This window comes from Chitinophaga sp. (genome assembly GCF_019236475.1).
GTDB lineage: Bacteria > Bacteroidota > Bacteroidia > Chitinophagales > Chitinophagaceae > Chitinophaga.
Map to the genome: position 1 here is coordinate 19,967 of NZ_JAFAIX010000013.1, position 26,607 is coordinate 46,573.

Here is a 26,607-nt window from a genome sequence, read left to right on the forward strand (position 1 = left end):
AAATCTAACGATAAATGGAAGTATTACGTATAGCCACTTCCGGCAGTGTTGACGATGGTAAAAGCACACTCATAGGCCGTTTACTTTACGATACCCATTCCATCCCCCAGGATAAAATGGAGGCACTCCATGCCGCCAGTAAACGCAAAGGGCTGGATTTCACCGACCTCTCCCTGCTGACAGACGGACTGGTAGCGGAAAGAGAGCAAGGCATCACCATAGATGTTGCACATATCTATTTTTCTACTCCTACCCGTAAATATATTATCGCCGATACTCCCGGCCATATTGAATATACCCGTAACATGGTGACCGGCGCCTCCAACGCGCAGGCATCCCTGATCCTGATTGATGCCCGCAAAGGCATTGTGGAACAGACTTACAGGCATTTCTTTATTGCCAGTCTGCTACGTATACCCTACCTCGTTATCTGTGTGAACAAGATGGACCTGGTAGATTACAGCCAGGCACGTTTTAACCAGATTGTAGAAGAGTTCCAGCAATTGCTGGCCAATGCTTCTTATCAGGCTACGGAAGTAGTGTTCATACCGGTTTCCTCCCTCTATGGAGAAAATGTGGCCACTACCAATGGCGCTATCACCTGGTATCAAGGTCCTACCCTGTTGGAATATTTGGAACAAATCAGCTTTGATCATGCGGATAGTAAGCATCCCGCTCGCTTCCCTATTCAGAGTGTGATTCGTCCGAGAACAACGGAGTACCATGATTTCAGAGGGTTTGCAGGAAAAGTGGCCAGCGGCCATTTCAGTGTAGGCGATGAAGTGATTAGTCTTCCTTCCGGTCAGAAAAGCAAAATCAAAACGATTGAACAATTTGAAAAGCAGTTGCAGACAGCCCAGGCAAGAGAAAGCGTAGTGATTACCCTGGAAGATGAAATTGATAGTAGTCGCGGTAACATGCTAGTAAAGCCTGAAGATCAGCCACAGCAACTGAAAGAAATCAAGGCCCAAATCTGCTGGATGGACCAACAGCCACTGACGGTTGGCAAAACTTACCTGGTGCAACATGGCGTAAACCGGGTGAAAGCCAAAGTGCAACAGCTCCACTACGTAACGGATGTTACCAGTCACCAGCCAGTAGAAGGCAAAGCCTCACTCGGTTTGAATGATATCGGTAGCATTACGTTGAAAACCGCGTCTCCCATACTGGCAGATACCTACGCCAGCAATCCAGCAAATGGTGCATTCATCCTGATAGATGAATTCAACAACACCACTGTAGGCGTTGGTTTCATAGAATAGATACGAAGATATATACAACAGAAAAGCCGGCTCACGATGTAAAGGCCGGCTTTCTGCATTTTAAGAATAGTTATTATTCCAGGATATGGTTTAGATGTTATCCAGCATATCTTTGGTCATTTTTGCCAGGTCATATTCATGTTTCCAGCCCCAGTCTTTTCTGGCGAGATGATCGTCCATGCTGTTTGGCCATCCATCAGCAATCTGCTGGCGGTAATCCGGCTCATAGCTGATAGTGAAGTCAGGAATATGCTTCTTGATTTCCGCTGCAATCTCTTTTGGAGAGAAGCTCATAGCAGAAAGGTTATATGCTGATCTGATGGAGATTTTGGAGGCATCGGCTTCCATCAGTTCGATGGTAGCGCGGATAGCATCTGGCATGTACATCATTGGCAGATAAGTATTTTCAGAGAGGAAGCTGGTGTATTGCTTATTCTCTTTTGCTTCATGGAAGATTTCCACTGCATAATCAGTGGTACCGCCGCCTGGAGCTGATTTGTAGCTGATGAGGCCAGGGTAACGCAGACTTCTTACATCCACGCCATAGCGGTGGTTGTAGTATTCACACCATCTTTCGCCCGCAAATTTGCTGATACCGTAGATAGTAGTAGGTTCAATGATGGTATGTTGTGGCGTATCCTGCATCGGAGAATTAGGACCGAATACAGCGATAGAGCTAGGCCAGTATACTTTATCCAGGTGTTCTTCTTTTGCGATATCCAATACGTTGAGCAGAGACTGCATATTGATATGCCATGCCAGCAGTGGATTTTTCTCACCGGTCGCAGACAGAATTGCCGCCAGCAGATAGATCTGGGTAATATTATGACGGATCACCAGTACGTGCAGCATTTCCTTGTTCATCACATCCAGCGACACATACGGGCCAGTACCCTTCAGGAGATCATGTTCTTCACGGAGGTCGGAGGCCAGTACATTGGCTTCACCATACATTTTCCTGAGCGCCAGCGTCAGCTCCACGCCAATTTGTCCACAGGCACCAATTACCAGGATCTTATCTTTCTTCATAACAACTTTATATTGAAGCAATATTTTGAAAACGGACGTAATATTAACGGGTTCCCCGCTATTTCCAACGGTTTCACACCGGCCATGACAATGTAATAACAATAGCTCATCCCTTTTGTGAGCGGAATAGTTACTGGATTACAATATTATGACATTCTTAGCATTTGAGGGTGGTTGGAAGGGGTAATAACTGGGATATAAGAGTTACCTTTGCAACCTGATTCAACAGAAAAAATTTCAAGATGAAGCATTTAAAATCATTGTTCCAGGAACAGTATAACCCAGAAAACTTCTTCCTGATTGCAGGTCCTTGCGTGATTGAAGAAGAAGAGTTACTGATGACCGTTGCCGAGAAAATTACCGGCATCTGTAAGCGACTGGAAATCCCTTATATTTTCAAAGCATCCTATCGTAAAGCCAATCGTACCAGTGTTCATTCTTTTACTGGTATTGGAGATGTAGAAGGACTCGAGTTGTTGCAGAAAATAGGTAAAACATTCAATGTACCTGTTACTTCAGATATTCACTCCGCTGCAGAAGCTGCCATGGCCGCTGCTTACGTGGATGTATTGCAGATCCCGGCGTTCCTGTGTCGTCAGACAGATATCCTGTTGGCAGCAGCGGAAACTGGTAAAGTGGTAAATGTGAAGAAAGGCCAGTTCCTCAGTGGCGAGTCTATGAAATTCGCCGTAGAGAAAATCAAAGGAGCAGGCAATAACAATATTATGCTGACAGAGCGTGGTACTACATTTGGTTACCAGGATCTGGTGGTAGATTATCGTAATATTCCTGTGATGCGCGAATTTGGACATCCGGTGATTATGGACTGTACGCATTCCCTGCAGCAGCCAAATCAGACCAGTGGCGTTACTGGTGGTAATCCAAAAATGATCAGCACAATTGCCAAAGCTGCTATTGCGACTGGGGCAGACGGTCTGTTCATCGAAACACATCCGAACCCTGCATGTGCGAAATCTGATGGCGCCAACATGTTGCACCTGGATCACTTGGAAGAGCTGCTGGAAAAACTGGTAGAGATCCGCAAGGTGGTGAAATAGTTGATTGTTTTCGTGGCGAACATCTTGACGATTTACGGCGTTTTACGTATATTCATATAACACTTAAATCGTCTTCTATATGATAAACTTACACCAATTGAAATCCGGTGATTCAGTGATTACCAATTTTGGAGGAGTGGAAAAACCTGGCAAAATAATCCAGGTGGATCATATCGAAAAGAAAGTGCTGGTAGCCACTGAAAATGATAATGAATTCTGGTATGATCTGGATAGTCTCCATCCGATTCATCTGACGCCTGAAACCTTGCTCAAGCTACAGTTTCATGTGGATGAATCGCAATCAGGTCAGGGAAAGGGTACGCTCTATGTGAGAGGGCCATTTTCTGTACGTTGGTTTCCTGATGGGCATGAACCCTTGATAGTACTGCATTACCGGGATGAATCCCGCCAGTTGACACATCATATCACGCTGAATGAATTACAAAATCATTATCATGGTATGACCAATTTCCATCTGGAGTAATCAAGACGACATAAAAAAGACCCCGGGCCTTACAGTCCGGGGTCTTTTTATTTATTCCCACCAAAGCGATGGTGGTTGGATTGTATTTTGATTCGCATTGAACAGCGGGCCTGTTGGCCGTTCTATGCCTGATGGCCAAGCATTGGGATCAGCAGTGAACTTATTGGTGCGAGAAAAGCGTGTCTGCCAAAATCAATACAGATACGCTTTCTCATAAGTTGATAAGCGTTATTGGCAATTATAGCCCATGCTAAAGTAACATCTGCCGGTAGTGCCGTTTAAGAGTTTGTAATCTATATAAGCCGTATCTATTTTGGTTCCCCATTTGTCGTATACATAGGAATACTCCATATCCGCATAATACTTGTCATTAGGCGCAGGGGTGAGGTAGCTGAAGCTGATATGCTTGATATTATTCTTTACTTCATCCACGAAAGGCAGATAGAGTGAAAATTGTCTTGGTACATAGTAAATTTTTCATAGGACTTCTGTGCACTTAAAATAAGTACTAAAAGTAATATGAAAGGGCATGAATACAAAAATCAGAGATACCGCACGGGATTACGACGCGCATTCAGGATATAATTTTTCATGTTAACCCAGAAAGCGAGGATCATATAAACAATGACGGGTGATCCCATGGTTAGGAAAGTGGCATAAATAAAAAAAAGGCGAATTCGGGAGGTAGCAACACCAAGTTTATCACCGATAGTACTGCAGACACCGAAGGCCTTCCATTCAACGAAGTCTTTAATTCGGTTCATGCTTCAAATTTATCATTTTCCCCCTATAAAAACAAGCATTGGCAAGGCAATATGGATGACTTATTTCTGACTGAAAATCAGATTATTGTCATCTACTGCGGTGAAACTGCCAGGCTGAACGATGTTCAATTATTTAATATAATAATTAACATTAACATCGTGAGGTTTCATCTTCATGGTATTTAATTCGAAAACTTGTTGATTAATGATTAATTTTGCAAGCAATTTATAACCGCTCTTAAATATTTTTTTATCATGGTGTTTGATATTGACATGATTAAAGGAGTGTATGCGGCCTTACCGGGTAAGGTGGAAGCGACCCGGAAGATGTTAGGTCGTCCGCTCACTCTGGCCGAAAAGATTTTATACGCACACCTTTTTGCACCAACTGCTACTCCTTACGAAAGAGGCAAATCTTACGTTGAATTTGCACCTGACCGTGTTGCGATGCAGGATGCAACGGCCCAGATGGCGTTGCTTCAGTTCATGACCTGTGGTCGTGACAAAGTTGCGGTTCCTTCTACTGTACACTGTGATCACCTCATACAAGCTGAAAATGGCGCTGCAAAAGATCTCGCAGCAGCTAACAATACCAACAAAGAAGTTTACGACTTCCTGTCTTCTATCTCCGACAAATACGGCATTGGTTTCTGGAAACCAGGTGCAGGTATCATTCACCAGGTAGTACTGGAAAACTACGCATTCCCTGGTGGTATGATGATCGGTACCGATTCTCACACGCCAAACGCTGGTGGTCTGGGTATGATCGCTATTGGTGTGGGTGGTGCTGACGCCGTAGACGTTATGGCGGGTCTGCCTTGGGAGCTCAAAATGCCTAAACTCATCGGTGTAAAACTGACCGGTAAAATGAGTGGCTGGACTTCTGCAAAAGATATCATTCTGAAAGTAGCAGGTATCCTCACTGTAAAAGGTGGTACTGGCTGCATCGTTGAATACTTCGGCGAAGGTGCTGACAGCTTTAGCGCTACAGGTAAAGCAACTATCTGTAACATGGGTGCTGAAATCGGTGCTACTTGCTCTCTGTTTGCGTACGACACCAAAATGGCGGAGTACCTGAAAATGACTAGCAGAGCAGATGTAGCTGCACTGGCTGATGGCGTTAAAGAACATCTGCGCCCAGATGCTGAAGTGTATGCTTCTCCTGAAAAATACTACGATCAAGTAATCGAAATCAACCTGGATGAGCTGGAACCATATGTAAATGGTCCTTTCACTCCAGATCTGGCATGGCCTATTTCTAAATTCGCTCAGGCAGTTAAAGAAAACAACTGGCCAGAGAAACTGGAAGTTGCCCTGATCGGTTCTTGCACCAACTCTTCTTACGAAGACATCTCCCGTTCTGCATCCCTGGCTAAACAAGCCATCGACAAAGGACTGGATATGAAATCTGAATATACTATCACTCCTGGTTCTGAATTGGTACGCTACACTATCGAAAGAGATGGTCTGCTGAATACCTTCGAACAAGTAGGTGGTGTTGTACTGGCTAACGCTTGCGGACCTTGCATTGGTCAATGGGCTCGTCATATCGATGATCCAAACCGCAAAAACTCCATCATCACTTCATTCAACCGTAACTTCGCGAAAAGAAACGACGGTCTGGCTTCTACCCATGCTTTCGTTGCTTCTCCTGAAATCGTTACTGCACTGGCCATCGCTGGTAGCCTGACTTTCAACCCACTGACCGACACCCTGAAAAACAAAAACGGGGAAGAGGTGAAACTGGATGAACCTGTAGGTTTTGAACTGCCTGTTAAAGGCTTCGCAGTTGAAGATGCTGGTTACCAAGCTCCTGCCGCTGACGGTAGCAAAGTACAAGTAATCGTATCTCCTGATTCTCAGCGTCTGCAGCTCCTGGCTCCATTCGCAGCTTGGGAAGGTACTGATCTGAAAGGTCTGAAACTCCTGATCAAAGCAAAAGGTAAATGTACTACTGACCACATCTCTATGGCTGGTCCATGGTTGAAATTCCGCGGTCACCTGGATAACATTTCCAACAACATGCTGATCGGCGCAGTAAACGCATTCAACGACAAAACTGATACCGTTAAAAACGAACTGACTGGTGAATACGGTGCAGTTCCAGCTACCATGCGCGCTTACAAAGCTGCTGGTCTGGGTGCAGTTGTTGTTGGTGACGAAAACTATGGGGAAGGTTCTAGCCGCGAACACGCAGCAATGGAACCACGTCACCTGGGCGTTCGTGCAATCCTGGTGAAATCTTTCGCCCGTATCCACGAAACCAACTTGAAAAAACAAGGTATGCTGGGTCTGACTTTTGCTAATAAAGAAGACTATGATAAAGTTCAGGAAGATGACAACATCGATATCCTGGGCCTGACTAGCTTCGCTCCTGGCAAACAACTGACCGTTGTACTGAATCACAAAGATGGTAGCAAAGACGAATTTGCTGTAAACCATACTTACAACGAACAACAAATCGAGTGGTTTAAAGCTGGTGGCGCTCTGAACGTAATCCGTGCAGAGTTTGCAAAGAAAGCGTAAGCACCATTTGAATGGAAATAAATGAAAACGGACAGCAATTGCTGTCCGTTTTTTTATGGAGGTAAACTCCAGTTATAACTTCACCCAGGCAATATGGGCTTCTCTCTGACTACCTTTTCGTTCTACCATCAACGTTACAAATGAGGAATCTCCTGCCCCTCGGGTAATCATGTCTATCCTGCTGTATTGGGCAATATGTTCCCCTTCCGGATCACCAAAAAGATACATACGCTGTACTTTTTCCCCGTCGAACCAGGCTAGCACTGTGTTGGCTGGTTTCAATGATTGCAATAACCGCTTTTTCCGGTGATCCTCGGTTTTGCGATTGATGTTTATTGGATAGTCGTTGTAAACGATATAAGACTTATCATTTGCTTCCAAATAATCATAAGAGCAATAATTATCATTGTATACACCCGCTAAGTGCACCGCTGGGTAGTAATTCCAAGCAATTTCCGGCCTTCTGTAAATGAGATATGGGTTGATCCAATGATGGGTGTGTTGCGATTTTGCAATGGCATAACTGCCTGGTAATTCCTTCCCTTCTGCGTTTACCCGGAATATGCCTATATCTCCAAACGTGGTACTACCGGCACCAGAAAACTCAACGCCTTCGTCCAGCCTAGCCGAAGTATCCTTACTGATATGCAACTCTTCCTGCATTACTGTAACGCTACCATCTTTATGCAGCCGGAAATCCTGTATGATTCCTCTATAAGGATCTCTGTACTTCAAGTTTGCTTTGGCATAGGTGGATAATGCCGGATGCGTGATAGATGCTTCTGGGCTTATCTCCATGGTGGTAGGATTAACAGTATGCATTTTAAGTAACATTCCACCTTCTGCACTATTCATGACAGACTCCTGCCAGGGATTTCTGCCCCCTACCGCAGTCAACATATACAGCAACTGATTGGCTGGATTATATTTTATACCGATTAAAGGCTCTGCTAGGAGCTTCCCTAATTCAACATACTTTTCTGCGACAGTATCATGCTCCTTTGATATTCGAGTAATAAAAACCTTGCCGTGTGCCGGGAAGGAAATATTAATACCGAGCGTTGTTAGGAAGACATAATCCGCTCCATGCACATACATATCCTTTAAGCGTAAATATTTAAATTGTTGCTCAGGAGTGGTATAGGTTGCTTGATGAATAACATGATGATCAGGCGCATAATGGGTCACCTTGATCTGACCTTTGCCATAGTTTTCATTCAGGTTCAATGATGCTACTGCATAGTATCCTGAAGCTGGGTCTTTTTTCACACAATAATCAGGCATTCCTTTAATACCCAGTATCATTGGGGATCTGGCCACATCGTCCACGATTTTTTCTTCGGCTAATTTTCCCGTTTTCCCATTAAATGTGAAACGATACAAGGTGGAAGATTTTCGTTGATACCGTACTAAGAACAATACCGCCTGGCCATTCATGTCATACATTCCTCTGAAGAAGACATTTTTAAGCCGGCTGGCATTAAAGCTGGAAATTTGGTTATTCACCGTGGACACCACTTTATGCTCCGCATCATACACCGTGGTATTGATCCCGTTTTTAGGACTAAAGTGGAAAAACATTGTACTGCCGTTTTCCATTAGCAGGAGTTTACATACTTCTTCGCCAGGATCCGCAAACCCGGCACTGAGGGCGATTTCCGGTTGTTGTGCTATTATTGTTCCATAAGATAATAGGATTCCAATCGCCGTGGTTAACATTTGCTTTATCATGAGGATGCTTTTTATCTGCTGTTTTCTAAGATCAAGGGTCTCAAATTTCCCGGAGGGAATAATGCTTACATTTGTTAATTATGAAATCGTCTATTACAGCCTATCTCTGGACAGACTTATGTGAGAAATACACTTCAGATCAGACGCTTATTGCACAAACCCTTGCTGATCTCAGTCATCACTACGCAGAAAGTGGTCGTTTTTATCATACGATGACGCATATACGCAACATGCTAAATAGTGCAGTCACACATGAGGCGCTCATCCGGGATAAAGATGCTTTTCTCTTTGCTATATTCTTTCATGATGTTATTTATGATGCCACGAGCAAAGACAATGAGGAGAAAAGTGCCGAAAAAGCCCTGTTTTTCCTGGAAAAGATAGATTTTTGGGAAGAAGAAAGAAATCAGGTACAGGACCTGATCCTCGCTACCAAAACACATCCGGCCACAAACAGTGATGCAGACATGAACCTTTTCCTGGATTTGGACCTGGAAATATTGAGTGCTGAACCAGCAGTATACCAGGAATATGCGGCCAATATCCGCAAGGAATATGCGATGTTTCCGGATGAACTATATCTTCCTGGCCGGAAAAAAGTGCTGTATCATTTCCTTGAGATGCCATTTATTTACCGTACAGAAATTTTCAGGAATGAGCGCGAACAACGTGCCAGAATTAATATCGAAAACGAAATTGCAACTTTATAATATGAAACGAATAGCGATTTATTGTGGTTCTAGTATGGGAAATGACAACATTTTCCGGGAACAGGCTATGCTCCTCGGCGCGACCCTCGCCCAAAAAGGAATCGGGCTAGTATATGGCGGCGCCAGAGTAGGACTGATGGGCGCTGTAGCAGATGGTGCACTCTCTGAAGGCGGCGAAGTAATTGGTGTTCTCCCTCACTTCCTGCAACAGAAAGAACTGGCACATGTGGGCCTCACAGAGCTGATCCTCACAGATACCATGCATGAACGTAAAGCGAAAATGAATGAACTCTGCGATGGTGCGATTGCTTTACCTGGCGGCTTCGGCACCATGGAAGAATTGTATGAAATGCTCACTTGGGGGCAACTAGGCCTGCACAACAAACCAGTTGGCCTGCTGAATACAAACGGCTTCTATGATGCATTGATTTCTTTAAGTGTGAATATGTCGGCCAATGGATTCCTCTCTGATGCGAACCGGGAAATGCTGCTTCACAGCGCTGATATCCATCTATTGCTGGAAAAGATGCAGCAGTACAAGCCTTTGGAAGGTCCTAAGTGGATACCTTCCGCGAAGGAAAGTTGATTTTGTGGCTAATCTTAAAACGCCTCACAATACTGAACCTTAAATTGCCTGCGCCAAAGGTCTGATAAGCATTTGGCAAAGGCATTTCACTTCGGTTAGAGGTGCCAACATAGTGAACGCCTGCAAAGAAGTTGGCCGAGTTATATCCCAAAGCGGCACGGATGGTACTGTTGACCTGCCAACCGAAACTTCTGCTGATAGTACCATCTTCCAGGAATAACTTGGTACGGTTAATCCCCAATCCTCCTGTAACCGACAAGGATAAAAACCAGTGATGGCGATATACAAAAGTATAGGCATAGCCCGCATTGGCAGTAGTACTGATGATACTGGACTTATAATAGTGGAAATCGTGCAGGAATGCTGTATCAGTTAAGTTAAAAGGCACCAATGAAGAATCTCCTTTTACTTGTATGTGGAAAATATCGCCGCCTACGAGGAAGGAACCGGCACTTTTCTTTTGGTATTCATTCTGCAAATTCGGCGCGCGATAGGAGAATTTCTTGTCATTGAAGATATACTGCGCATTTAACCCTACTGCGGCATTGCGTATGTCGGGACGCTGTGGATGAGGGTTTTGGGCAGCATTATCATTTCCATATACCTTATCAGGGTTTGCGATATAAAAGCCTTTGTACGTTTGTCCGTAAAAATCTACTACCACCTTACGCAGATAAATGTGCGTTTGCAGGTCGAGGTATTTCGTCTTCCCATACTTATCATTATGCCTATTGATAAACGGGAAATTGAAACCCAGGTTAAGGCCAAGAAACTTGTAATTGGCTCCAAACCCAATATTCAAGGGCGAATTGGGCCGATAAAGAATATCTTTTTTTTGCCTGGCATCTACAATATCGTAGCGATTATACTTGCGTGATGCATATACCCTAGCTGTCAGTTCTTTCGTATAGTCTTCTACGTAAGCAGTGTCCGTATCTGTTTTGAGAAATCTCCAGAACGCATTTTGTCCGGCTGCGGGGATGACAGCAGCGCAGATCAAAGAAGCTAACAGGAGTAATCGTTTAGTCATATGCGTCATTCAGTTGGAGGGGCGCGGCAAAATACAAATTCCCCGTTCAATACCTTTAAAAAATAGCCAAATGATGGCTTTTTGTCGTTATTTGGGCAATTCTATAACTTCCAGTTCTTGAATACGACCTGCTTCCAATTGGAAACGGAGCAGCGTTTTTACTTTATGCCAACCCTGCTGGCCACAGGCTCCTGGGTTCATATGGAGTAATCCTAATGCTGGATCGGGCATTACTTTCAGGATATGCGAATGACCGCAGATGAATAATTTGGATTGATGGGCTATCAGTTCCGCTTTAACGCCTGGCGCATATTTCCCTGGATAACCACCGATGTGGGTGATCATGACCTGCACCCCTTCTAAGTTAAAATGCAAGGTTTCAGGGTAACGGACACGGATATCCTTGCCGTCAATATTTCCCCAAACGGCGCGGAAAGGTTTAAATGCTTCCAGTTGATCGGCAATCTTACTATCGCCGATATCGCCGGCATGCCATATTTCGTCGACCCCTTCAAAATAGGTGAATACCTGCGGATGCAGGTAGCTATGGGTGTCCGACATCAAGCCTATTTTTTTCAATGATTTTTCTATATTTTGGGCGGGTAGACTTCAGATTGATACACAATGGAACAACTTGATATCTCCCCAAAAACGGCCCGGTTATTAATTAGTTGCCCTGACAAGCCAGGAATTGTAGCCCGTGTTTCTCAATTTCTGTTCCAATCCGGTGCAAATATACTGGATGCCAGTCAACACAGCACAGATCCCGCTGAAGGTTTGTTTTTTATGCGCATGGAACTGGAAATCCAGGAGCAGCCTGGGTTCCATCAAGCATTTCAAGAGCAAGTGGCGGCGCCACTGGAAATGGAATGGCAAATTAGTTATTCCCATCATCGGAAGCGCATGGCCATCTTGGTGTCTGCTTACGATCATTGTTTGCTAGATCTGCTATGGCGCTGGCGTAGCGGGGAATTGCAAGTAGACATTCCATTGGTTATTTCCAATCATAACAGCCTGGAAAACGACTGTAAGCAACTCAGTATTCCATTTTATTATCTGCCCGTAACTGCCGCCACTAAAGCAGAACAGGAGTTAGCCATCACCCAACTGCTAGAAGAAAATAACGTAGATTTTATGGTACTGGCCAGGTATATGCAGATCTTGTCGCCCCAATTTGTCAGTTTATATCCACATCGTATCATTAATATTCATCATTCTTTCCTACCTGCATTTGCAGGGGCTAGGCCATACCAGCATGCTTATGACAGAGGTGTGAAACTGATTGGCGCCACTGCGCACTATGTGACGGATGAATTGGATGAAGGCCCTATCATTGAGCAGGATGTAGCCAGGGTTACCCATAAACATGCAGTTGCCGATCTGGTGATGTTGGGTAGGGATATTGAGAGACACGTGCTAACCCGTGCTGTAAAAGCACACATTGACGACAGAGTGATAGTAGTAGGCAATAAAACGATTGTCTTTTAATCGAGTGATTTTTTATGGAGATACGCAGCACTCAGGGCCAATTCCTCCTGCGCATTTTGTCGGAGGGTTTTCAATAACCGCATGGCTTTCACGGGTACCGGCATACTTTCCTTTTTGGCTTTACGAATAGTGTCTTGCACGAAAAGGTGCAGCACGGTGAGGTCGTGCCAGCCACCGAGCAGTTCTCCTGCCCTTTTTGAGTAGGCTAACATCTGTTTGTAATGGGGTTCCGGTGGTAATATTGGTTGGAGAATGGTCAACTGATAAAAAACGGTTTTCATTTGTTTTCTGACCTCATGCCATGCAGCATGACCTGCACGCACATCAGGACTGGCAATCTCCCTATACTGACTGTCGATATATGCCAGCAATTCCTCCATCAACGTTTCTTCTCGTACTTTCTCCAGCTTCTGGCGAAACACGCCTGGCACTTCTTTCAGTGTTCCTGGTTTTAATCTTTTACTGGCAGTAGTCAGCAATTCAGCAGCCACTTCTTGGCGCTCTTGTAGCAAAAAATGCGCATACGAAAACCGCCATCCTTCCTGCTTTTCAATGGTAGTCAATGCACGTGATTGTAATTGCGCATCCCTTGCAATACCAGCAATAGATTGCAATACCCGGAGTTTATTGAGATAACGACTATGCTTAAACGAAAGATGGGGAATATTATCCGTCAGTGCGAAGAAGGCGCGGAGCTTCTTCACTCCTACCCGCTGTTCGTGTACTGCTGAGGCATTGCGGGGCTGTGTCAATAGCTTATCGTGTGCCGCAATGAGAGCGGTACATTCTGTTTGGAGATAATCGATTATAGTAGCCTTCACCATTGATTTGAAATGTAGATATATAAATCTTCGATGTCAATTTTTGGGGGCATCGTTCCGCGCTACGCGCGGAACGATGCTATTGGTGTTAATCTAAATCTTCTCCACAAGTGGAACGCTGCCACTGGTGCTAACATCGGTCTTACTACTAATCTTCTCCACAATACGCCATCACGGTTTCAAAAACCAGTGCTGCCGCCAGTTTCGCGGTTCTCTTGTCAATATCAAATGTAGGGTTCAGTTCTGCGATATCGGTACCTTTTACCTTACCACTGGCAAGGATAGCACGGAAACTTTCCAAGAAAAGTCCGTTGGGCTGAATACCGTTATACGCTGTAGCGCTTACCCCTGGTGCATATGCCGCTGCAAATACATCCAAACAAGTAGTTAAATAAACAAAATCCACCTGGCTGAGAAAATGCTGAATTGCAGCGAAGAGGGTATCCTTATCATTCAGATGAAACGCGTCTGCCCCTACATATGTTGCACCTGCTTCACCGGCGATATTGAACAACTGACGGGTATTTCCCAGCTTTTGAATACCCAATGCCAGGTAATGAAAAGGCTCTCCGGCCAATTTAGCATCCTGCGACAGTTGGAAGAAGCTGGTACCAGAACTATTACCTTCTGCACCGGGCACACGAATATCGAAATGAGCGTCGAAGTTGATATAACCTACTGTCGCTATCTTTTGCTTTCCGTATTCGCGGATACCAACAGCATGGCCATAAGCGATCTCATGGCCACCTCCCAGCAAAACTGGCAGGTATCCTGCCGTCAGGATATTTTTCACCACTTCACTCAGCACTGCTTGGGCATTTTCCATGCGGCCATCCAGACAGGCCACATCGCCCGCATCCACAAGCACTGCCCCTTCCGTGAGATGTACCGGCAAATTGCCTAGCACCGCACGAATGGCGGCAGGTCCATCTTTTGCCCCTATCCTACCTTTATTTCTCCTGACGCCTTCATCACAAGCGAAACCCAACAAGGCAACACCTTTCTGATTCGGCAGCAGTTTTGGCAAGGTTGTTTTCAACAAATCAACCGGCTGCACTACTTGATGCCAGCGCAACAGATCCGCCGAAGCGCCATCCATGCGACCTGCCCAAGTACCAGCAGCGGTTGGATGATAGAATTCATTTGTTATCATAAGTTCGAAACTATTTCACCTTTCTTCCAAACGCGGGAAGGCTTTAATTTTCCTTGGAAATAAAGGATCTCGCGATAATCTGTAGTAGGATATGCTTGCATATCTGCTACAAATCCCGGAGCCAGTTTTCCCACATTTGTCAACTGCAATGCTGGCGCAGCTCTGAAAGTAAGTGCAGCAAATACTTCCGCAGAAGATAGCTTTTCTGCCGCGCTCATCACCGCTGCCTGCATCAACAAGTCTCCCATTGGCGCAGATCCCGGATTCCAGTCGCTCGCAATCGCCAAGCATGCTCCTTCATTCAGCAGTTTCCGTGCCGGAGCGTAATGCATCCCCAATCCCAAAGAAGCGCCTGGCAATACTACGGCTACCGTATCAGATTTTGCCAATAGCTGTATTTCCCTATCAGTACTTGCTTCCAAGTGATCGGCAGAGAGCGCATTTACTGCTACCGCAACTTCCGCGCCACCTGCGGTAAACTGATCCGCATGTACGGTTGCTGCAAAACCCAATGCTGCGGCTTTACGCAGGTAATTGGTAGCGGCATCAGTGGAAAAAGCAGTTTCTTCGATGAAAATATCCACCCGGTTGGTCAGTGATTCCTGCTTTAATATTGGCAGCAGCTCGTTTAAAACAACATCCAGATATTCGGTTTCGCTACCTTCAAAATCACGCGGCTTCATATGTGCTGCCAGACAGGTAGCAATAAGTGTAGCCTTCGTATGCAGACCAGCCTGTTGAATAGCCCGCAACATCTTCACTTCACTTTCAAAATTAAGACCGTATCCACTTTTTACCTCTATGGTAGTAACACCTTCTTGAAGGTGACGGTTCGCACGAGCAACGGTATTTTCCGCCAGTGTAACGATATCGGCTACACGCGTTTTTGTGACAGAGTCCCAAATACCGCCACCAGCACGGGCAATTTCAAGATAGGATTTGCCTGCTATACGCATGGCGTAATCTCTACTGCGACTACCATCAAAGCAAATATGCGTATGACAGTCTATAAATCCAGGCATGAGCACCATTGGCTCATCGATCCAATGCAGCTCATGTCCGGCGTACTCTTGCTGGAGCGACTTAAAGTCGCCCACAGCAAGAATCTTATCATTTTCCACAACAATACCACCATGGGCAATTACCGGCAGTTGTTCATCCTGCAGGGCTCCTTTCAGCGGGAGTCCGCTCATGGGAAGTATTTGTGTAAAAGGACCTATTAACATCGTTTTTTATTTTAGATGTTGATACCAAATTTATCTGCCCATTCTTGTGCTTTTTCATATCCTGCATCTGCATGACGGAAGATACCCATTGCTGGATCGTTGAAAAGCACACGGCGCAAGCATTCTGCAGCGCGGTCAGTACCATCAGCCAACACTACCATACCGGCATGTTGAGAATACCCCATCCCTACGCCACCACCGTGGTGGAAAGACACCCATGTAGCGCCGCCACCAGTGTTGGACATCAGGTTGAGCAGGGTCCAGTCGCTCACTGCATCGGAGCCATCTTTCATGGCTTCTGTTTCTCTGTTTGGAGAAGCTACAGAACCGCAATCTAGGTGATCCCGACCGATAACAATGGGTGCTTTCACTTTACCTGTTTTCACCAGGTCGTTGAAAATCAGGCCTGCTTTTTCGCGTTCGCCGAGGCCCAGCCAGCAGATACGTGCAGGTAATCCTTGGAATGCTACTTTTTCTTGTGCTTGTTTGAGCCAGTTGATGAGATGCGTATTCTCAGGGAAAGCCTCCATCAATGCTTTATCTGTAGTATAAATATCTTCAGGATCTCCGGAGAGGGCTACCCAGCGGAAAGGTCCTTTTCCTTCGCAGAAAAGTGGACGGATATACGCAGGTGTGAATCCTGGGAAGTTGAACGCATTTGGTTCACCGCCTTCTTTAGCAAATTCACGGAGGTTATTACCGTAATCGAAGGTCACAGCGCCTTTTTGCTGCATATCCAGCATGAAGCCTACGTGACGCGCCATACTCTTGAGCGACAGTTGCTTGTAGTGCGCAGGATCTTTCTTACGCAGATCAGCAGCGGCTTCCAGGGTCATGCCATTAGGAATATAACCATTGATAGGATCGTGCGCAGAAGTTTGGTCTGTCAGGATATCTGGGATGATACCATCTTTCAGGAGTCTTTCCAGCATATCACCTGCATCGCTCACTAAGCCAATGGAGATGGCTTCGCCTTTTTCCATGGCCTCTTTCGCCCATTGCACCGCTTCCTCATAAGAGTGCGTCATGCGATCGATATAACGGGTATCAATACGTTTCTGGATGCGAGTAGGATCGATATCAGCACCGAGGAATACGGCACCCGCCATAGTGGCTGCTAGCGGCTGAGCGCCACCCATACCGCCGATACCAGCAGTTACCAAGAGTTTGCCTTTCAGGTTACCACCAAAATGCTGACGACCGCATTCCATAAAGGTTTCATAGGTACCTTGGAGGATACCTTGCGTACCGATATAGATCCAGCTACCAGCAGTCATCTGTCCATACATCATCAAGCCTTTGGCGCGCAGTTCGTTGAAATGCTCCCAGGTAGCCCATTTTGGAACGAGGTTACTGTTGGCCAGCATCACGCGTGGCGCCTGTGGATGCGTGCGAACGATGCCTACTGGTTTACCTGATTGTACCAACAGGGAGTGGTTTTCATCCAGTTCCAGCAGGATTTTAATAATTTTTTCCAGCGCTTCCCGATTACGTGCAGCCTGACCAATACCACCATATACCACGAGTTCATCAGGGTTTTCGGCCACTTCATGATCGAGGTTGTTCAGCAGCATGCGCAGCGGCGCTTCCGTTTGCCAAGATTTAGCGTGCAGCGTGGCGCCATGTGGCGCTTTATAATGCGGATGAGCCGCATAGGATTTAATAAAGTCCAAACTGTTCATGATAAATACCGTTTAAAGATAATTGATGGCTGGTAGCTGCTTCATTGGCAACGTTTACCAGGGATTGATTGGTGATGATATTGTGTAATGCTTCGATATCGTGCGCGAAGATGCGATCCTTATCAGCGAAAGTAACATGCTGACGGGTGAATGCATGTACAGCTTCCAATACAGGGCCTGATTTCAGCGGACGACGGAAATCGATCGCCTGTGCAGCGTACAGCAATTCAATCGCCAATATATATTCCAGGTTAGAAATCACTTGGTTCAATTTGCGACCACTGATAGATCCCATAGATACGTGATCTTCCTGACCGAGAGAGGTCGGAACGCTATCAGCGCTAGCAGGGAAGCAGAGTGTTTTATTTTCTGTCACCAGGGCGGCGGTAGTATACTGCGGGATCATAAATCCAGAGTTCAGGCCAGCATCTTGGATGAGCAGTTTAGGCAAACCGAATCGGCCTTCGATCATCATATAACAACGACGATCAGAGATATTACCTAGTTCTGCAGCCGCCACAGTAGCGTAATCCAGCGGCAGTGCCATTGGCTGACCGTGGAAGTTACCACCACTGATCGTATCTTCTGCACTGAAGATAATTGGGTTATCCGTAACAGAATTCAGTTCTATCGTAGTCAGGTGATGCAGATGTTGCCATGCCGTGCGAGAAGCACCATGTACCTGTGGCATACAGCGCAGGGAATATGGGTCTTGTACCCGACCGCAATCCGCATGTGAATACATGATTTCACTGCCATCCAGCATAGTTTTGAGTCGGTGTGCCACGAGCTGATTACCAGCGAATGGTCTGATGGTATGGAGACGCGGGTCAAATGGTTTGGACGTGCCCATGAGGCCTTCCAATGAGAGGGCTCCTATGATATCTGCAGCGTCTAATGCGTTGTGGAGGCGGGCTACCGCTTTCACTGCGAACGAGAGGATGAATTGTGTACCATTGATGAGGGCGAGGCCTTCTTTAGGGCCGAGGGCCACAGATTGTAGTCCTTCCTGTTGAAACACCGCCTGCATATCTGTTTTTTGGCCTTTGTACCACACCTTACCTAAACCGATGAGGGGCAGGAAGAGGTGAGAGAGCGGGGCCAAGTCGCCGGAGGCGCCAACAGAGCCTTTTTCAGGCACCAGTGGTGTTACGCGATTGTCGATATGCCAGATGATACGTTCCAGTGTAGCGAGAGCGGCGCCGGAATAGCCTTGTGCCAGGGCATGCACTTTGGTGATGAGCATGATGCGGGCAACTTCTTCCGGTATGCTTTCTCCTACGCCCACACTATGACTTTGGAGGATATTATATTGAAGGGTGCGGGTATCTTCTTCAGAGATTTTGGTATCGCAGAGCGGGCCAAATCCGGTGTTGATACCGTAAACAGTAGTATGCTGGGATACAATCGTTTGTACATATCCGGCACTGGCTTGGATACGGGCAACGGCTTCCGGCGTGAGTATGCCTTTGATCTTACCGCTGGCGATGTCCAGGACTTTCGCCACCGTTAAGGTATCGATACCGTAATTAAAAACGTTGGTCATTGTTGCGTAGTTAATGGTGATATATTGCTTTGGTGTATGATTAAATTTCTCGTCTTACTCTTTCTGAGAGGGGCACTTGCTGCACGGATTGTTCCATTTCCGTAATGGCCTCCAATATTTTGCGGCTGTGTTTATTTTCTTCGGCTACACCTTCCATTGCTTTGGTGATGGCAGCCCAGATAGGTTGGACTCTTTTGAGGAGCGCTTCTCCTTCAGGTGTAAAGGCCACCAACTGGCGGCGGCGGTCATCATTACAGGAATCGGTGCGTACCAGTCCGCGTTTGCGGAGGTTTGTTACCATCTGACTGACGGCGCTATGGGAGATTTCCAGTTTATCAGCGATGTCTATCATGGGCATGGGCTGGCCTTCGGAGAGGATATAGAATACCGGAAACCAGCTAGCATCGAAGGGAATGCCTTCTTGCTCATAGACTTTATTTACTTCCATGAGGAAGTATTCGCTAAGGCGGCGCAGACGTGTGCCGAATACGAGATGACCTAAGGATGCGTAGAATGACATGTCGGTAAATTATATAAGCACTTATACAATATTACAAAATAATAACGAATCCGCATAATTATAGATTACCGGAAAATACCTGGGGGTATTGTCCGGTAATCTGGTAGCAAAGATTCGTAATTACTTTTTCTTCTCTTTAGCTTTTTTTGCCTTTTTCTCGCCGGTGGCTTTTTGGGCATCATCGGACTTCACGTCGAACCAGAGCGGGGATTTGCTGGTAGGAACGCCGTTGTAATTGATGAACAGTTCTTCCCCTTTTTTGATAGCACGGCGGGTGATGATGCTCATGGTTTCCTCTTCAAAATCCATTTCATACTTACAGTTAGGTGTGTAATCATGGTTATAAATGGAGCAGAAACCCAAGGATATGCAGGATTCAGTTTCATCTTCTCCCCAGAGGAAAATATAATTATGCAGGAAAGTCTTATCGGCCAGGACGGTATCTTCATGGTTGAGTACCAATACTGGGGATGTTTCTATCCTTGTTCCTGCGGGAATGTCTTCCTTAGTAAAAACTCCACGGCCTTTACCTTTGGATTTTTGCACGTACAAGTATGGCTTAATCATAGCACTATTTCAATATAAAAGAAGGCGTAAAGTAAAGTTAAAGCAGGAAGTTATCAAAATCATCCTGAAAAATTTTAGGTTTGCGCCCCGAAACGGTTTATTCGGGGGTCATGCAATTTTTGTATTTTGAATCAATAAGGACTGATGATAAATTATAATCCAAAGGAATGGTTTACGTTTATCTTCCGTATTCACAAAGCGGATACGGTAAGAAAGCTCTTTCCCATGTTTGTAGCCTTGTCTATATATGCTGCTATAATAGCTTGGCTAGAACTGGAGTACTGGCAACTATCTTCCAACAGTGAAGTGAAGAATATCTCTCTGATGCATGGTTTGCTGGGTTTTGTAATATCCCTGCTGCTGGTCTTTCGCACGAATACTGCTTATGACCGCTGGTGGGAGGGTCGCAGGCAGTGGGGAACTATTGTGAATAGTAGCCGCAATCTCTCCATCAAGCTGCAGGCAATGCTGCCAGCCAGCAATACAGCCACCAGGGCCTGGTTTAAAGTGATGATTCCCAATTATGCTTTCTGTCTAAAAAATCATCTGCGTAAAACCTGGCTGCCAGAAGAGATGGAGGCCTTACCCGATGGGCAGTCCGTTACCATAGATCCCAACAAACATATTCCCAACCAACTGGCGGGCATGATGATGCAAAAAACCATGGAATTACATCGGGAGGGGCAACTGAGTGGAGAGCAGCTCATCATCTTGAACAACGAATTACAATCCTTTACAGAAGTTTGCGGTGCTTGCGAACGTATTAAGAATACCCCGATACCATTTTCTTATTCTGTTTTTATTAAGAAGTTCATCTTTTTTTATATCATGACGATGCCCTTTGGCTATGTATTTAGTCTGGGTTACCTAATTATACCTATGATTGTCTTCATTTTCTTCGTACTGGCGAGTCTTGAATTGATCGCCGAGGAGATTGAAGATCCATTTGGTAAAGATGCCAATGATCTGCCAACAGACAGCATTTGCGGTAATATTCGTCAACATGTGGGAGAAATATTATAGTTCCTGCCCGTATGCGTATTATTTTAACTTAATTTCGCAGCCAGAGTCAATTTGTACATGGAAAATGAAGCATTACAGGAAAAGTTCAGCGAACTGACGGAAGAGAAAAACTACCGTGAATTGACAGTTTACTTGGATGACCAGCTGATTACGGACATTGCAGACCTTATTCATGAGGAGCCTGACGATGCAGGGATTATCATCAATAATCTCTCTATTAGTCGTGCTGCTGCTGCATTCCGTATTCTCGACTTTCCTCTCCAAGAGGATGTAATCAAATCGTTAGCCCCCGCCAAAATCGCCGAGCTATTGAATGAGCTGCCCGCGGATGACCGTACCTCTTTCCTGGAAGAACTTCCCAGTGAGGCGGTAAAGGAGCTGATTAAGCTCCTGGATCCAGAAGAGCGCCGTATCACCTTGTCCCTACTGGGCTACAAGGAGAACAGTGTGGGCCGTATCATGACCCCGGACTATATCGCCGTTCGGGAAGAGTGGACAGTGAAACAGGTCCTGGATTATATCCGGGAATATGGAAAGGATAGTGAAACGATTGATGTAATTTATGTGATCGACAGCAATGGCCATCTGCTGGACGACTTCCGTATCCGGGAATTTCTGCTGGTATCTACGGATACGGTGGTACATACCTTGATGGATGATCGTTTTGTATCCTTGCACGTCAATGATGATCAGGAAGAAGCCATACAGATATTCCGAATGGAAAACCGTGTAGCCCTTCCCGTTGTAGACGACCAGGGTATTCTCCTCGGTATTGTCACCATCGACGATATGTTGTGGATTGCCAATGAAGAACATACAGAAGATATCCAGAAAATCGGGGGTACCGAGGCATTGGATGAGCCATACCTGGATATGCCCCTGCTCAAACTGGTAAAAAAACGTATAGGCTGGCTCGTGGTATTATTTATCGGCGAAATGCTAACTGCAACAGCCATGGGCTTTTTCGAAGATGAAATTGCCAAAGCGGTCGTACTGGCGCTCTTTGTGCCATTGATTATCTCCAGTGGCGGTAACAGTGGTTCTCAGGCCTCTACCCTGATCATTCAGGCCATGGCATTGGGTGAGATCACCATTAGTGACTGGTGGCGCGTAATGCGTCGGGAAATTATTTCCGGCGTACTGTTGGGAAGTGTACTGGGTGCCATCGGATTTATCCGTATCCTGCTCTGGAACTCGTTTTTCCATACTTATGGCGAACATACGGTGCTTATTGGTATGACGGTAGGTCTTTCCCTGATCGGGGTGGTGTTGTGGGGGACCCTTTCGGGTTCTATGCTGCCGCTGCTGTTGAAGAGATTAGGGGCGGATCCGGCGACGTCTTCGGCGCCGTTTGTAGCGACGCTCGTTGATGTAACGGGATTGTTGATCTATTTTACTGTTGCCTATACGCTTATGCGTGGGATTTTACTTTAATCAAGGAGATATTTTTTTTGTCAAAAGGCGCCTATCGGCGCCTTTTGACGTTTAGGGGATAATTGATTATGCTTTGTTAAAGGGCGTTTCACATGCATACCAAAACAACTATACCGCCTATACGGTAATTATGACTTTTTTTCCTTAAATTATAGGAAATACCCAAATACCCCCAGATATGAACCTCAAATTACTATCCTGTCTGGCAATCCTCTTGCTATGTGCAGGTCACGCATTCAGCCAAAATCTAAAAATCAGTGGTAAAGTCACTGATGCTAGTTCAGGCGCGCCACTGGAAGGAATTACCGTTAGGGTGAAATCGGCACCCAAAGGCACTCAAACCAATAAAGATGGGATCTATACCCTGGAAGCTCCGGCCAATGGTGTGCTGGAGTTCAGTTCTGTGGGCTTTATCCCTCAGGAGGTGAGTGTGGACGGACGAACGGAAATAAATATACACCTAGCGTCGGCAGTGGCCGAATTGACGCAGGTGGTGCTGGTAGGTAGTCGCAGTGGCGGACGCGCCAAAACAGAAACACCGGTACCAGTAGATGTTATCAGTGTCAATCAGGCCGGACTACCCAGCGCTAAAATGGAACTGACTTCTTTGCTCAATGCCGCCGCTCCTTCTTTCAACTACAATAAACAAAGTGGTAGTGATGGCGCCGACCAGATAGACCTGGCCACCCTTCGTGGATTAGGCCCGGATCAAACACTGGTATTGGTCAACGGTAAAAGAAGACATCAAACCGCCTTTGTATCGGTGTTTGGCACTCGTGGTCGTGGTAACTCCGGTACCGACCTGAATGCCATTCCCGAATCGGCCATCGACCGGGTGGAAATTCTCCGTGATGGCGCTTCCGCACAATATGGCTCTGATGCCATCGCTGGCGTTATCAATATCATCCTCAAAAAGGATGTGAACCATCTAACGGTAAATGCCGGCTATGCAGGCTTTTACGATCATAAGTTTAATACCTGGTTTAAGCGCAGTTTAAATCAATATGAATCTGCCAGTGCTATAGATGGTAACACGGTCACTATAGGCGCCAATTACGGGTTCCCTATAGGAAAGAACGGCGGATTTCTCAATTTATCAGGCAACTTCCTGCGGCAGGGTAAAACCTTCCGGCAGGTGCTGGATACCAATTTAACCCATCCCGACGGATTGCCCATCAATCCCGGTCGTCGTGCGCATGGCGATGGCTCCGTGACCACTGGTGGCGGTATGGTAAACTTGGAAATACCTGTAGCGCATAGCAATACCACGGTTTATGCATTTGGTGGCTATAACTATAAAGCTTCCGACGCTTATGCCTATACAAGAACATTGCATGGCTTCAATCCTTTATCCAGCGCACATCCTAACCGGTTCCCCATTACACAGAAAGGCGGCAATGCTATTTTTGTTCCAGGCATTATGGAAAGTATTCCTACTCCAGGCGATCTTCCAGATACTGTGTATAATCCGCATATACAGACACATATCCAAGATGCCTCGCTGGCAGCAGGCGTGAAGGGTAGCTTGGGCAACAACTGGAAATGGGATCTCAGTAATACATTAGGCAGAAATGATTTCCATTTTTACGGCGATAAGACCTTCAATGCATCATTGATAGGTACCGCCAGTCCTACCCACTTTGATGATGGTGGTTTCTCTTTCTTACAAAATACTGCCAACCTCACTTTCACCAAAGAAATCCCTAACATGGGCGCAGGCTTCAACCTGGCACTGGGCGCAGAATACCGTTATGAGAATTATAAGATTTATGCGGGTGAAGAAAAATCATGGCGCAACTTTGACCCGGATACCATTCAGGCCAGCGGTGCACAGGGCTTTCCGGGATATCGCCCTAGCGATGTGGTAAATGCCAAACGCTCCAATATTGCAGGATATGTAGATGCAGAATGGGATATTACTACTAAATTCCTGTTGGGCGCTGCTATTAGGGCAGAAAACTACAGCGATTTTGGTTTTACCAGCAATTACAAGCTGGCAGCACGTTATAAGGTAGCACCACATTTTAATATACGCGGTTCCGTTAGTACTGGTTATCGCGCTCCTTCTCTGCAACAGATTAATTATAGCTCACAATTCACCAATGTACAAGGAGGTCGTATTACGGAAGTAAAAATAGCACCCAATTATAGTCCTATTACAAAAGCCGCTGGTATCCCTGAACTGAAACAGGAAAAGTCGGTGAATGCCAGTCTCGGATTCTCCTGGAAACCGCTCAACGAACTGACCATCACAATTGATGGTTACCTCGTAAAGGTGAAAGACCGTATCGTATTATCCGGACAGTTTGATGCCAGCGATGCTACGCTTAATCCACAATTCCGGGATACGCTCAATTCACTTAGGATCAATAATGCTCAGTTCTTTGCCAATGCCGTAAACACTACCAACTATGGCGTGGACATCGTAATAGACTACAACAAAAAATGGAGCAATAAGCATTTCAGAACTTTGTTTACCGGCAACCTGCAACACATGGATATCAATAAAATCAATGTGCCGGATAAACTGAATGACAGCTATCTGCACCGCGGCGAATTTTTCAGTGAGCGTGAACAACATTTTGTGCTCGCATCTGCCCCGCCCGTAAAGCTGGGATTAAACGTGGAATATGGCGTCAATAAATTCAGTGTAGGTGCACGCGTTACCTACTTCGGTAAGATTGTGTTGTTGGGCTATGGCTTTGCGGGAGATCCCGCTAAAACGGGCACTGGGCTTCCAGGAGACCCTAACCTGGAAGGTACCGGTATCAGTCCCCTCGTAGCGCTCGACAGCAACGGCGCTTTGGTTCCAGAAGAATTCAACTACAAAGGCAAAGCCGTCACCGATGTATATGCGAGCTGGCGGTTTTCTTCACATATCAGTTGGTTCCTAGGGGCGGATAATGTTTTCAATGTACATCCTAGTCTTGGTTATGTACCTGGCGCCAAACTATCTGCCTATGACGGAGAAACCGGTGGTGCTTGGGATGCGGTGCAGATGGGATTCAATGGGATAAGGTTGTTTACTAAAGTGGCGTTTAATTTCTAGGCGTCTATAGTGTATTTTTATTATAAGAAAGGGGATTTGACGTCTGCGACGTCAAATCCCCTTTCTTATTTTTTTCGTCGTGCCTGCCCGCTGGGCAGGCACGACAGATAGGAAAGATTTTGTTATTTCTGCTTAGTGAACAGGACGACAGACAGTAGCGTTTTTGTTGCTTCTGCCTAGTGGGCAGGGCGACTGACTGTAGATTTTTTGTTACTCTGTCTAGTGAACAGGACGACAGACAGTAGCGTTTTTGTTGCTTCTGCCTAGTGGGCAGGGCGATTGACAGTAGCGTTTTGCCTATTAATAGCAAGTCGATTTTATCGTAGTTCCTTCATGGGTTTTCCTGATGATAAACAACCGATCAAACTCTTTATCTCCAATAGAATCCACTGGCGACTTAGCCCCTAGGCTACGGATAATAGGTATCAAGGTATTTGCATGTCCAATGATGACTACATGCTTTCCCCAGTCCTCATGACGTGTGAGTTCATAAATCAATGATTCGCCGGAGGTATCCGGTTTGTAGAAGCTCGTGTCTACCGGTAATAATAAACGCAGACTATCCGCAGTCTGAATACTACGACGATAAGGGGTAATATATACCTTTTTGATAGCAGAATCTTTCAGCAGATGATATAATGCTCCAGCCCTGGCGTGCCCTTCCGGCGTCAGTGTAGAGTCGGGCCCTTCGTATCGCTCCGCATGCCGCACCAAGTAAAAGGTGCCTGTTAGAAAAGTCGTGTCTTCCGAAACCGGTATCGGCAATCGGGCGGGAGTTTTGGGCTTGCATGCCGCAAGACTCACCAGGGCTATTAAGCACAGGATTCGCATACTGTAAAGTTAAGGCATATAATAATGGAACCGAATATCCCTATAAAAGAGGATTTTCTGACATTATCCATTACTTTTAATTCCCAA

The 26,607-nt window shown here is 45.8% G+C and carries 24 protein-coding genes; 10 read left to right on the forward strand and 14 right to left on the reverse strand.

Annotated features, from left to right (window positions below):
* Window positions 1-14: 14 nt before the first annotated feature.
* Window positions 15-1,262 (forward strand): GTP-binding protein, encoded by a 1,248-nt coding sequence (locus tag JO154_RS22150; protein WP_291949792.1) that lies wholly within the window; start codon window positions 15-17, stop codon window positions 1,260-1,262.
* Window positions 1,263-1,352: 90 nt separating this feature from the next.
* Here JO154_RS22150 and JO154_RS22155 read toward each other — a convergent pair whose 3' ends face one another.
* Window positions 1,353-2,291, reverse strand: a complete 939-nt coding sequence (locus JO154_RS22155) for an NAD-dependent epimerase/dehydratase family protein (protein WP_291949795.1) — start codon at window positions 2,289-2,291, stop codon at window positions 1,353-1,355.
* 242 nt (window positions 2,292-2,533) lie between these two features.
* On the opposite strand from JO154_RS22155, the gene kdsA reads away from it, so the two are divergent.
* Together kdsA and JO154_RS22165 are read left to right on the forward strand one after the other, a co-directional pair.
* Window positions 2,534-3,349, forward strand: coding sequence for a 3-deoxy-8-phosphooctulonate synthase (gene kdsA / locus JO154_RS22160; RefSeq protein WP_291949798.1), 816 nt, complete (start codon window positions 2,534-2,536; stop codon window positions 3,347-3,349).
* A gap of 79 nt (window positions 3,350-3,428) precedes the next feature.
* Entirely contained in the window at window positions 3,429-3,833 is a 405-nt protein-coding gene (locus JO154_RS22165; protein ID WP_291949802.1) for a hypothetical protein, read from the forward strand.
* A gap of 228 nt (window positions 3,834-4,061) precedes the next feature.
* On the opposite strand, the gene JO154_RS22170 is transcribed toward JO154_RS22165, so the two are convergent.
* Complete coding sequence (locus JO154_RS22170) at window positions 4,062-4,265, reverse strand: hypothetical protein (protein WP_291949805.1); 204 nt, start codon at window positions 4,263-4,265, stop codon at window positions 4,062-4,064.
* Window positions 4,266-4,375: 110 nt separating this feature from the next.
* Window positions 4,376-4,597: a PspC domain-containing protein gene (locus JO154_RS22175; RefSeq protein WP_111592056.1), complete on the reverse strand. Its 222-nt coding sequence runs from the start codon at window positions 4,595-4,597 to the stop codon at window positions 4,376-4,378.
* A gap of 255 nt (window positions 4,598-4,852) precedes the next feature.
* Between JO154_RS22175 and JO154_RS22180 the strand changes: the two genes are divergently transcribed.
* Window positions 4,853-7,123: an aconitate hydratase gene (locus JO154_RS22180; protein WP_291949812.1), complete on the forward strand. Its 2,271-nt coding sequence runs from the start codon at window positions 4,853-4,855 to the stop codon at window positions 7,121-7,123.
* 72 nt (window positions 7,124-7,195) lie between these two features.
* Here JO154_RS22180 and JO154_RS22185 read toward each other — a convergent pair whose 3' ends face one another.
* On the reverse strand, window positions 7,196-8,854 hold the full coding sequence (locus JO154_RS22185; RefSeq protein WP_291949814.1) for a hypothetical protein: 1,659 nt from the start codon (window positions 8,852-8,854) through the stop codon (window positions 7,196-7,198).
* An 80-nt stretch (window positions 8,855-8,934) separates the two neighbouring features.
* On the opposite strand from JO154_RS22185, the gene JO154_RS22190 reads away from it, so the two are divergent.
* Both JO154_RS22190 and JO154_RS22195 read left to right on the forward strand, forming a co-directional pair.
* Window positions 8,935-9,564, forward strand: a complete 630-nt coding sequence (locus JO154_RS22190; protein WP_291949817.1) for a hypothetical protein — start codon at window positions 8,935-8,937, stop codon at window positions 9,562-9,564.
* 1 nt (window position 9,565) lies between these two features.
* Window positions 9,566-10,150, forward strand: coding sequence for a TIGR00730 family Rossman fold protein (locus JO154_RS22195; RefSeq protein ID WP_291949820.1), 585 nt, complete (start codon window positions 9,566-9,568; stop codon window positions 10,148-10,150).
* On the opposite strand, the gene JO154_RS22200 is transcribed toward JO154_RS22195, so the two are convergent.
* Together JO154_RS22200 and JO154_RS22205 are read right to left on the reverse strand one after the other, a co-directional pair.
* The gene (locus JO154_RS22200) at window positions 10,119-11,180 is read right to left on the reverse strand and encodes a DUF4421 domain-containing protein (protein WP_291949823.1); all 1,062 of its coding nucleotides are present in this window, start codon (window positions 11,178-11,180) and stop codon (window positions 10,119-10,121) included. The genes JO154_RS22195 and JO154_RS22200 overlap by 32 nt on opposite strands.
* Window positions 11,181-11,267: 87 nt before the next feature.
* Entirely contained in the window at window positions 11,268-11,741 is a 474-nt protein-coding gene (locus JO154_RS22205) for a metallophosphoesterase family protein (protein WP_291949827.1), read from the reverse strand.
* A gap of 63 nt (window positions 11,742-11,804) precedes the next feature.
* Between JO154_RS22205 and purU the strand changes: the two genes are divergently transcribed.
* Entirely contained in the window at window positions 11,805-12,668 is an 864-nt protein-coding gene (purU, locus tag JO154_RS22210; RefSeq protein ID WP_291949830.1) for a formyltetrahydrofolate deformylase, read from the forward strand.
* Here purU and JO154_RS22215 read toward each other — a convergent pair.
* From JO154_RS22215 to JO154_RS22245, 7 genes are all read right to left on the reverse strand, one after another.
* A complete protein-coding gene (locus JO154_RS22215) occupies window positions 12,665-13,492 on the reverse strand; it encodes a CHAD domain-containing protein (RefSeq protein WP_291949833.1) in 828 nt (275 codons plus the stop codon). The genes purU and JO154_RS22215 overlap by 4 nt on opposite strands.
* 145 nt (window positions 13,493-13,637) lie before the next feature.
* Entirely contained in the window at window positions 13,638-14,642 is a 1,005-nt protein-coding gene (hutG, locus tag JO154_RS22220; protein WP_291949836.1) for a formimidoylglutamase, read from the reverse strand.
* Window positions 14,639-15,835: an imidazolonepropionase gene (gene hutI / locus JO154_RS22225; RefSeq protein WP_291949839.1), complete on the reverse strand. Its 1,197-nt coding sequence runs from the start codon at window positions 15,833-15,835 to the stop codon at window positions 14,639-14,641. Before hutI ends, hutG begins: the two co-directional genes overlap by 4 nt.
* Before the next feature lie 44 nt (window positions 15,836-15,879).
* Window positions 15,880-17,550 (reverse strand): urocanate hydratase, encoded by a 1,671-nt coding sequence (gene hutU, locus JO154_RS22230; protein ID WP_291949842.1) that lies wholly within the window; start codon window positions 17,548-17,550, stop codon window positions 15,880-15,882.
* On the reverse strand, window positions 17,528-19,096 hold the full coding sequence (gene hutH / locus JO154_RS22235) for a histidine ammonia-lyase (protein WP_291949845.1): 1,569 nt from the start codon (window positions 19,094-19,096) through the stop codon (window positions 17,528-17,530). Before hutH ends, hutU begins: the two co-directional genes overlap by 23 nt.
* 40 nt (window positions 19,097-19,136) lie before the next feature.
* Window positions 19,137-19,616: a MarR family transcriptional regulator gene (locus tag JO154_RS22240; protein WP_291949848.1), complete on the reverse strand. Its 480-nt coding sequence runs from the start codon at window positions 19,614-19,616 to the stop codon at window positions 19,137-19,139.
* Window positions 19,617-19,736: 120 nt separating this feature from the next.
* A complete protein-coding gene (locus tag JO154_RS22245; RefSeq protein WP_291949852.1) occupies window positions 19,737-20,183 on the reverse strand; it encodes an SET domain-containing protein in 447 nt (148 codons plus the stop codon).
* 144 nt (window positions 20,184-20,327) lie between these two features.
* On the opposite strand from JO154_RS22245, the gene JO154_RS22250 reads away from it, so the two are divergent.
* From JO154_RS22250 to JO154_RS22260, 3 genes are all read left to right on the forward strand, one after another.
* Window positions 20,328-21,206 (forward strand): bestrophin family protein, encoded by an 879-nt coding sequence (locus JO154_RS22250; protein WP_291949855.1) that lies wholly within the window; start codon window positions 20,328-20,330, stop codon window positions 21,204-21,206.
* 57 nt (window positions 21,207-21,263) lie between these two features.
* A complete protein-coding gene (gene mgtE, locus JO154_RS22255) occupies window positions 21,264-22,640 on the forward strand; it encodes a magnesium transporter (RefSeq protein ID WP_291949857.1) in 1,377 nt (458 codons plus the stop codon).
* A 178-nt stretch (window positions 22,641-22,818) separates the two neighbouring features.
* Window positions 22,819-25,689 carry a TonB-dependent receptor gene (locus JO154_RS22260; protein ID WP_291949859.1) on the forward strand — a complete coding sequence of 957 codons (2,871 nt, stop codon included), beginning with the start codon at window positions 22,819-22,821 and terminating at the stop codon, window positions 25,687-25,689.
* 300 nt (window positions 25,690-25,989) lie between these two features.
* Here JO154_RS22260 and JO154_RS22265 read toward each other — a convergent pair whose 3' ends face one another.
* Entirely contained in the window at window positions 25,990-26,520 is a 531-nt protein-coding gene (locus JO154_RS22265; protein ID WP_291949861.1) for a histidine phosphatase family protein, read from the reverse strand.
* Between the last annotated feature and the right edge of the window lie 87 nt (window positions 26,521-26,607).